Origin of the sequence: Actinotalea sp., assembly GCF_041597215.1 — a bacterium.
Classification (GTDB): Bacteria; Actinomycetota; Actinomycetes; order Actinomycetales; family Cellulomonadaceae; genus Actinotalea.
The window spans coordinates 1-8,401 of the sequence record NZ_JBFHHB010000146.1 but is presented as its reverse complement, the minus strand read 5'-3'; the positions used below and the strand labels follow the sequence as shown (position 1 = coordinate 8,401).

The window sequence follows — 8,401 nt, the reverse complement described above, 5'->3', positions numbered from 1 at the left end:
CGCGCTCGGCTTCGTGGCATTGATCGAGCTGCTCGGACGGCGCGCCCGATCCACCGTCGCCCTCGGCCTCGCGGCAGGCGGTCTCGTCCTGACGGTGCTCGCCGTGACCGGCTCGATGCCGTGGATCGCCGGCCTGACCGCGGTCCTGACGCTCTGGGCCGGTGCACGGCGCCGTCGCCCCTTCGCCGTCGTGGGCGCGGCAGGGGTGCTCGACGCGCTCACGGCCGGGCTGCCGGTGGTCGGCGTGCTCGCGGTCGCCGTCGCCGAGGGGGCCGATGTCGGCCTGCTGACGGCGGCAGGGGTCGTGCTGCTCGCGACGCTTCCCGCGCTGCCCGGGCAGTCCGCGCGACTCGGGCGCGGCGAGGGGGACGGGTTCTGGCGCGCGTGGTGGTGGTCGGTCGGAGCGGTGACCGCTGCCGCGGCTGTGCTCGCGGGGCTGGTGATGCTGGCGGACCTCGACGTCTGGGGTGCATCGCTCGACGGGAGCGGTGCGCGGTCCTTGGCGGTGCCGATCGCTGCGGTCCTGCTCGCGGTGTCCGCCGGATTCGGGCCGTTGCCCGCCGCGGGTCGGGTGTGGGCCGTGGTCGGGCTGGGCTGGTGGGCCTGGCTCGCCGGCGCGGCGGTGGCCGACGTCGGTGCGCTGCTCGCGACGAGCGTCCCGGCGATCGTCGGGCTGACGCTCGTGGTGGCGGCGCACCGCGTCGCGGCGCAGGGGGGGACCGCGCGCACGGTTCGTCCCGCCGCCGACGCGACGGCCGCGGCTCTGGGGTTCGCGGGTCACGGGCTCGGACTCGCCACTCTCGCGCTCGCGGGTGGCGGCTGGGAGTCCGAGGTCGCGCTCGTCGCCTCGGCGCTCGGCTGGGGCGTGACGGCCGTCGCCGGGGACCGCCACCGGTCGGCGGTGACCGCTCGGCTCGACCGTCTCGGGGTGGCCGGGCGCGTGGCCCCCTGGTCGCTCGCGCTGCTCGGCGTGCCTCTCGCCGCGCTCGGCGCCCTGCACCTCGGGGGCGTCGTCCGGCTCGGTGATCCCTGGGGTTCGATGGCGCTGGTGGGCACGGGTCTGCTCTTCGCCGGGCTCGTGCGGGGAGTGCCCTGGTCGCGCGGGTCGGATGCCCTCGGGCCACTGACCTGGCTCGCCTTCCTCAACCCCGTTGTCGCGGTGGTGCTTCCTGGGGGTCCGCTCCCGTTCGTCGTCGCCGGGGCCGGGCTCGTCGTCACCGTCGCCCTGCTCCCGAGCCGGCACCGGCCAGCGGTGATGACCTGGACGGCCTGGGCCGTGGTCGTGCCGGTTCTCGTCGTGCTCGTCCGATGGCTCGTCCCGTCGGCAGAGGTGGACCGCCGAGACCTGCTCGTCCTGGCGACCGGGGTGCTGGCGAGCGGACTGCTCCCGCTCGGTGCGCTCGTCGCCGACGGGGCGCGGTTCGGCGACCCGCGGCTGCTTCCTCGTCGTCGTGGCCTGCATCCGCCGGCGGTGCTCGGCGCGGTGCAGCTGACCGGCTGGCTCGTGATCGCCGCGGCCGCGACGACTCCGGGTCGGGCCGGGGTCGTGCTCGGTGGTGCGGGGGCGCTGCTCGCGATCGCGCTGCTCAGCGGGGTCGGGAGCACGGCGGGCCTCGGGCTCGTCGTGGCCTGGCTCGGCTGGCACCTGGCGGCGGACCCGGGCAGCCCCTGGGCGGAGGTCGCGACGGCCTACGGGCTGGTGGCGGTCGGCGTCGCGGTGTCGGTGCTCCCCGGGCGCCGCCGAGGATGGAGCCGCTGGGACGTGCCCGTCGCGCTCGCGGCGCTGCCGGCCGTGGCGCTGGCACTGGTCCGGGCCGAGGGCGGCCAGTTCGCGCCGGTGTCCACGGTGATCGGCCTGCTCGTCGTGGGCGCCGCGGTGCGGCTCGGTCGGCACCGCAGTCGTCTGCTCCTCAGCGAGACCCTGGGCGTCGTCGGGACCGGGCTGATCCTGGCGGGCGCCGGATCGGCGAGCCCCGGGTGGCTCGCGCTCGCCCTGCTCGCGCTCTCCGGAGCGCACACCGCGCTCGCCGTCGTGCGGGAGGTCGGCCTCGCGCGGACGGCTCGGCAGGTGGTCGGGGCGGTGGCCGCCGTCGCCGCGTGGGGTGCGACGGTCGACTGGCTCGGCTGGTCCGGTCAGCAGAGCTCCGACCTCACCGCCGTACTGGGTGCAGGCGTGCTCGTCCTGCTGCTGCTCGCGACGGCGCGAGGGGTCCTCGAGCGGTCGTGGACCATGGTCTGGGGGGCGGCGGCCACGCTGATGTCCACCACGGCCACGCTTGCTCCTGCCCTCGCCTGGTCCGGCGATCCGGCCTGGTCCTGGTGGCACGTGGCCGCGGTGGCGCTGCTCGCGCTCGCCTCCGGGATCCTCGTGCGCACCTGGGCGTGGGAGCCCGGCCGCTGGGCGATCGTCGGCCTCGGCCTGCTGGGCCTGCTCGTGGCCCTCGAGGTGCTGGGCTGGTCGCCCGGCGTGCGGTCCGGCGCGCTCGTCGGGGTCTCGGCGGGCCTCGCCCTGGGGATGCTCCTCGCGGCGCTGCCCCTGACGGAGGGGGCCGCCAGGCAGGTGTGGCTCGGCCCGGTCACGGCCGGGGGCTCGGCCGCTGTCCTGCTCGCGCTCGCCGCGGACCCGAGCGGGCTCGCGGCAGCGCTCGCGGGTGCGACGGTGCAGATCGCCGCGGCCGGCCATGCGTGGCGGCGGGTGGGCTTGCGCCTCGCGGCGCCGGTGCTCGCGTGGGCGACGTGGGCCGCATGGGTGCCCGAGGTCGCGGCCGGTGCCACCGCCTCCTGGTACACCCTGCCCGTCGGGCTGGCGCTGCTCGTGGTGGCGGGGGTGTGGCGGGGCGACCGTCGTGCCCGCGGCGCGGTCTCCGGCGATCCGACCGGGGTGGTGCTCGAGCTGACCGGGATTGCGTTCCTCGTGGTCACCTCCTGGGTGCAGGCCGTCACCGTGTCCGTCGTGCACGCGCTCGTCGCTGCGGGGATCGGAGCGTTGGTCCTGGTCTGGGGGCTGGCCACCCGGGTGCGGCGCAGGGTCGCGGCGGCTGCCGTCGTCGTGCTCGTCTCGCTCGTGCTGGCGGTGGCGGTCCCGCTCGTCGCGCTGCTGCCGGCGTGGGGAGGCGCGGCGGTGTGGATCGCCGTCGCGGTGGTCGGGCTGGTCGCGGTGCTGGCGGCGACGCTGCTGGAGAAGGGCAGGGCAGCGGTGCGTGCCGCCTCGCAGCGGGCCGCGGCGCAGGGTTGGGAGTAGCGGACGGCGGGAGAGATCTCGACCCATCTGCGCGCCGTGGGCGCGCGAAGACCTGGATGGAAGGCCGGTCGACGCTGTGGAGGACCGCAGCGGGACCGGTGCACCCCGACCCGGAGGCCATGATGACCGCCACGCTTCGCCCGACCCGTTCTCTGCGCCGCTCCTCGCTGGCACGCGCGGGTGCCCTCGCGCTGACGGCAGCGCTCGCCCTGACGGCCTGTTCGACCGCGGCCGACGAGGCCGCGACGGACCCGTCCGAGTCCGCGATGGAGAGCGACGACTCGATGACGGACGACGCGGCGACCGACGACATGACCGACGACGCCATGACCGACGACGACGCGACGACGGACGACATGAGCGACAGCCCGCTGGCCTTCACCGCCGCGACCGTCTCCGGTGGCGAGCTCGACGTCGCGACGCTCGCGGGCGAGCCCGTCGTCCTGTGGTTCTGGGCACCGTGGTGCACCATCTGCCGCGGCGAGGCCCCGGACGTGTCCGAGGTCGCGGCCGAGCTCGGTGACGTGACCTTCCTCGGGGTGGCAGGACGGGGCGAGGTCGATGCCATGCAGGGCTTCGTCTCGGACACGAACGTGACGGGCTTCGAGCACCTGGCCGACGTGGACGGGTCGATCTGGTCGCGATTCGGGGTGGCCTCGCAGCCCTCCTACGCGTTCGTCTCGCCCGACGGCACTGTGGAGACCGTCGTCGGCTCGCTCGGTTCCGACGCGCTGCGCGACCGGGCGTCCGCACTGCTCGGCAGCTGATCGCGGATGGACCCGGCAGTCCTCACGCTCGCCTTCGTCGCTGGGGCCGTTGCGGCGTTCAACCCGTGCGGCTTCGCGCTGCTGCCCGCCTACCTGACCCTGCTGGTGGCAGACCCGGACGGGGAGCAGGGTCGCGGCGCCGCCGCCTCGCGTGCGCTGCGGTTCACGGCCGGGATGACGGTCGGCTTCGTCGCGGTGTTCGGGGCGTTCGCGCTGATCATCGCGCCCCTGGCGGTGTCGATCGAGCGGTGGCTGCCGGTGCTGACCGTCGTGCTCGGAGTGGTGCTGGTGGGTCTGGGCGGCTGGCTGCTGAGCGGACGCGAGATGAAGCTGCCGGCGATGCGCCGGGGTGGGACGGCCCCGGGCCGGAGCTGGTGGTCGAAGGTCGGCTACGGCGTGACGTTCGCGCTCGCCTCGCTGTCCTGCACGATCGCCCCGTTCCTCGCCGTGACGACGACGGCGCTGCGTACCGGGAGCATTCCCGGTGTCGTGGCGGCGTTCGTGATCTACGCGTTGGGGATGGGTGCCGTCGTCGGGGTGCTGGCGATCGCGGCCGCGACGGCGAGCTCGTCGATCACGTCGCGGTTGCGGCAGGCCAGCCCGATCATCTCCCGGCTCAGCGGCGCGCTGCTGCTGCTCGCCGGGGCGTACGTGGCCTGGTACGGCTGGTTCGAGCTGCGGGTGCTGTCCGGCCAGCAGGTCGACGACCCGGTGGTCGACGCCGCGATCGGAGTCCAGAGCTGGCTGACGCGGACCGTGGCGGGGCTGGGTACCGGCGGTGTGGCGGCCGTCGCTGCCGTGGTGCTCGCGGTCGCGGTGGTCGTGCTGGTGCAGAACGTGCGACGGCGGCGGGCTGCGCGGGCCGCGGAGGTCGCCGGGGCGTGACGGCGCGCGCCTGGGTGCGGGGGCGTGGCCCGGTTCGCGGGCGGGTGAGGGCGTGAGGGCGTGCCCTGGTTCTCAGGCGTGCCCGGTGTGAGGGCGTGCCCGGGTCAGGGGTTGGCGACGAGCACGGTGTGGACCTCGGTGATGCGGGTCGGTTGCGGGGTCGAGGTGGTGGTGGCGGTGCCGAGGACGGGGAGCCACGGGCCGGTGCCGTCGACCTGGTACGCGCCGGTCCACGTGGTGGTGAGGGTGAGCCGGTAGTCGCCCGCGGCGGTGTACGGGTGGGTGACGGTGTGCTCCGGATAGGGGCGACCGGCGTCGGTGGTGGTCAGGGGCTCGGTGCCGTCGCCGAAGTCCCAGGTGTAGGAGGTCGGGGTGGCTCGCACGGTGACGAGGCTGCCCAGGATGGTGGTCGTCAGGGTCTGCTGCGCGGGGTCGGTGTAGACGATGAGGTCGGCGTTGACCAGGCCGTTGCCGTCGGCCGGTTGAAGCCGCGGCGCGGACGGGGTCAGCGGGAGCCGCGCGAACTCGGCAGCGCTGAGGACCACGGCGACGGGTGGGTCCTCAGGGCAGCCCCCGTTGTCGACCTGTTCCCACGGGCCGGACGGTGCGCCCGAGGCGTCGAGGGGGCGACGGAAGAGCGGGTCCAGGGCAGTGGTTCCGTCGGCACAGGTGCGGGTGACGGTGCCGCCGGAGACGCCGTCGATGCACATTGTTGGCGACGATGCCAAGCCGTCGAGGGATCCGCAGTAGGGGAGCGGCCGACGCTCGAAATCGAACGAACGTCTCGTCTCGCCGCCTACCGGGGTCGTGCCAATGCCGTCTGCTGAGGTTCCGAGAACGTTGATGCCACCTCCCTGCGCCTCTGACTTGATGCGGCTACCGGGCGTCTTGGGTCCGTCGGCGTCACCCGTTGCTGTGCGAACCGCATTCGTGAGCGCGTCGACGGGTGTGTTTGATGGCTGCGAGGTCGAGAAGAGGCAGACGGAGAGGGCGATGAGGGCGATCGCTTGCTTCACGGAGCCTCCTGTTCCCCGACCAAGCCGTCCAGGAGAACCCATCCACGGGCCGAGGGCACGACGTCGACTACGAGCGTCCCTGACTCGGCAGGGATTGTCCCCAGGGTTGCCCCCGTGGCGTCGATGTGGGTTGCTTCCGGCAACGAGTAGGCGAGGCGAACGCTGTAGATCAGCAGTTGTTGGTCGATGTCGATGAGCGCGAAATCGCTGAATTGGGCTTGCGTGCTTTCGATTCGGGCGCCATCGAGGTACGCACCCGAGACGGCGTCATGGGTGTTCGCACAGAACTCGCATGTCTGGCCAGATACCTGATCCCAAAGCTCAAGTTCGCCGGTGCCGTAGGCCCACTCGTACAACGCCATGAAGTACTTCGCCGCCGCCACGGCGCCGACCTCGTCGTCGCGCTCCATCTCGGGCGGCATGGTCGGTTCGGCGGGCGCCGGGGTCGTGGGCGCCTCCGTGAGAGTCGCCGTCGGAGTCGCTGTGCTCGTCGCGGCGCTCGGGCCCGGGGCGGGCGTCGTCGACCCGCAGGCTCCGGTCAGTGCGAGCGCAGCTGCGAGCAGAACCGCACCGGCGGCTCGTCCGCGCACGCCCGCGTTTCCCCCTGCTGCGACCCCCCGCATCATGACCGGGACCCTACCGGCGTGTGGGGTCCTGGGGGAGGGGGGCAGCGCACCTGTGGAAAGCCCGGCATTCCGCTCCTCGGCTCGGCAGAGGCGGGACCCAGCTCGGAGGCGTGGGACCGCCCGCACCGCCGACGACCACAGCCCTCCCGCGAGCCTGCCACCCCGCGCCTGCACCCCGCGCGTGCCGCCACCGGCCCGCGCGCCCGGCCGCTACGCCTGCGCGTCGCCGATCATCTGCCACCAGGACTCGCCTGCGCCGTAGCGCACGGGCATGCCGGGTCGGTTGCGGTCGAACCAGAAGGTCCGCGGCCCGACGTCGTACCGCAGGCAGTCGAGCTCGCCGAGCGGCGTGCTGAGCGGCGTGGACCGAACGGTGGAGTGGAGTCCGCCAAGGTGGTGTATCGGTGGCTCGGTGATCGTGTCGTCGTAGACGAGGACGCGGTCACCGCGTGACCCTTCGAGTGAACCTCTCACAGCACCCTCGAAGTGGAGTCCCACGATGACCGCACCTACGAGTATCGACCCTGCCCGTTTCCTGCACGAGCAGCTGGACCAGGCCTCTCCGGACCTGATGCGTGACCTGCTGTCCACGTTCATCGACGCGTTGCTGTCGGCGGAGGCCGACGCGGTCTGCGGCGCCGGGTGGGGCCAGTCCAGCCCCGAGCGGGTCAACCGGCGCAACGGCTACCGCCACCGTGACCTGGACACCCGGGTCGGCACGATCGACGTCGCGGTCCCGAAGCTGCGGAGCGGGTCCTACTTCCCGGACTGGTTGCTGACCCGTCGCCGGCGCGCGGAGGAGGCCCTGACCTCGGTGGTCGCGACCTGCTACCTGCTCGGGGTCTCGACCAGGCGGATGGACAAGCTCGTGCAGTCGTTGGGCATCACGGGCTTGTCCCGGTCGCAGGTCAGTGAGATGTCCAAGGACCTGGACGCCCAGGTCGCGGCGTTCCGCACCCGCCCGCTGGACGCCGGCCCCTACACGTTCATCGCCGCGGACGCGTTGACGATGAAGGTCCGCGAGGCCGGGCGGGTGGTCAACGCCGCGGTCCTGGTCGCCACCGGCGTCAACGCCGACGGGCACCGCGAGATCCTCGGGGTCCAGGTCACCACCTCTGAGACCGGACCGGCCTGGCTCACGTTCTTCCAGGACCTGGTCGCCCGCGGCCTGACCGGCGTGAAGCTGGTGACCTCCGACGCGCACGCCGGGCTGGTCGCCGCGATCGGCGCGACCCTGCCCGGAGCGACCTGGCAAAGGTGCCGGACCCACTACGCCGCGAACCTGATGTCCGCCTGCCCCAAGGCGTCATGGCCCGCGGTCAAGGCGATGCTGCACTCGGTCTACGACCAGCCCGAGGCCGACCTCGTCGCCGCCCAGTTCGACAAGATGCTCGACCAGCTCACCGGCCCGCTGCCCGCAGTCGCCGCCCACCTGGACACCGCCCGCGCCGACGTCCTGGCGTTCGCCGCCTTCCCCAAGGACCTGTGGCGCCAGATCTGGTCCAACAACCCCAACGAACGCCTCAACCGCGAGATCCGCCGCCGCACCGACGTCGTCGGGATCTTCCCCGACCGCAACTCCGTCATCCGCCTCGTCGGCGCCGTCCTGGCCGAACAGCACGACGAATGGGCCGAAGGACGGCGCTACCTCGGCCTCGAGGCACTGGCCAAGGCCCGCCTGAACCTCGTCCCCGACACCCAGGAGGTGACCGACCCACCCCTGGCCCTCACTGCCTGAACCACACCAGGGTCACGCCGAACCGCTACACCACTCCCCAGGACTTGACCCCACCCGACCCGGAACGGCCCTGACCTCGGCCCGAGATTGGGCTCCCCGACCCCGCGCCACCCACGCAGACCCAGCCT

The 8,401-nt window shown here is 73.6% G+C and carries 7 protein-coding genes; 4 read left to right on the top strand and 3 right to left on the bottom strand.

Annotated features, from left to right (window positions below):
• From ABWK99_RS10865 to ABWK99_RS10855, 3 genes are all read left to right on the top strand, one after another.
• The coding region (locus tag ABWK99_RS10865) for a hypothetical protein (RefSeq protein WP_372594723.1) at positions 1-3,241 on the top strand (3,241 nt) is incomplete at its 5' end.
• Between the two features lie 122 nt (positions 3,242-3,363).
• Positions 3,364-4,008 (top strand): redoxin domain-containing protein, encoded by a 645-nt coding sequence (locus tag ABWK99_RS10860; protein ID WP_372594722.1) that lies wholly within the window; start codon positions 3,364-3,366, stop codon positions 4,006-4,008.
• A gap of 6 nt (positions 4,009-4,014) precedes the next feature.
• Positions 4,015-4,893: a cytochrome c biogenesis CcdA family protein gene (locus ABWK99_RS10855; RefSeq protein ID WP_372594721.1), complete on the top strand. Its 879-nt coding sequence runs from the start codon at positions 4,015-4,017 to the stop codon at positions 4,891-4,893.
• 104 nt (positions 4,894-4,997) lie between these two features.
• Here ABWK99_RS10855 and ABWK99_RS10850 read toward each other — a convergent pair whose 3' ends face one another.
• From ABWK99_RS10850 to ABWK99_RS10840, 3 genes are all read right to left on the bottom strand, one after another.
• Positions 4,998-5,603, bottom strand: coding sequence for a PKD domain-containing protein (locus ABWK99_RS10850; protein WP_372594720.1), 606 nt, complete (start codon positions 5,601-5,603; stop codon positions 4,998-5,000).
• Positions 5,604-5,905: 302 nt separating this feature from the next.
• The gene (locus tag ABWK99_RS10845) at positions 5,906-6,331 is read right to left on the bottom strand and encodes a DUF6318 family protein (RefSeq protein ID WP_372594719.1); all 426 of its coding nucleotides are present in this window, start codon (positions 6,329-6,331) and stop codon (positions 5,906-5,908) included.
• 414 nt (positions 6,332-6,745) lie between these two features.
• The gene (locus ABWK99_RS10840; protein WP_372594718.1) at positions 6,746-7,009 is read right to left on the bottom strand and encodes a hypothetical protein; all 264 of its coding nucleotides are present in this window, start codon (positions 7,007-7,009) and stop codon (positions 6,746-6,748) included.
• 25 nt (positions 7,010-7,034) lie between these two features.
• On the opposite strand from ABWK99_RS10840, the gene ABWK99_RS10835 reads away from it, so the two are divergent.
• The gene (locus tag ABWK99_RS10835; protein ID WP_372594717.1) at positions 7,035-8,273 is read left to right on the top strand and encodes an IS256 family transposase; all 1,239 of its coding nucleotides are present in this window, start codon (positions 7,035-7,037) and stop codon (positions 8,271-8,273) included.
• The last annotated feature ends 128 nt before the right edge of the window (positions 8,274-8,401 follow it).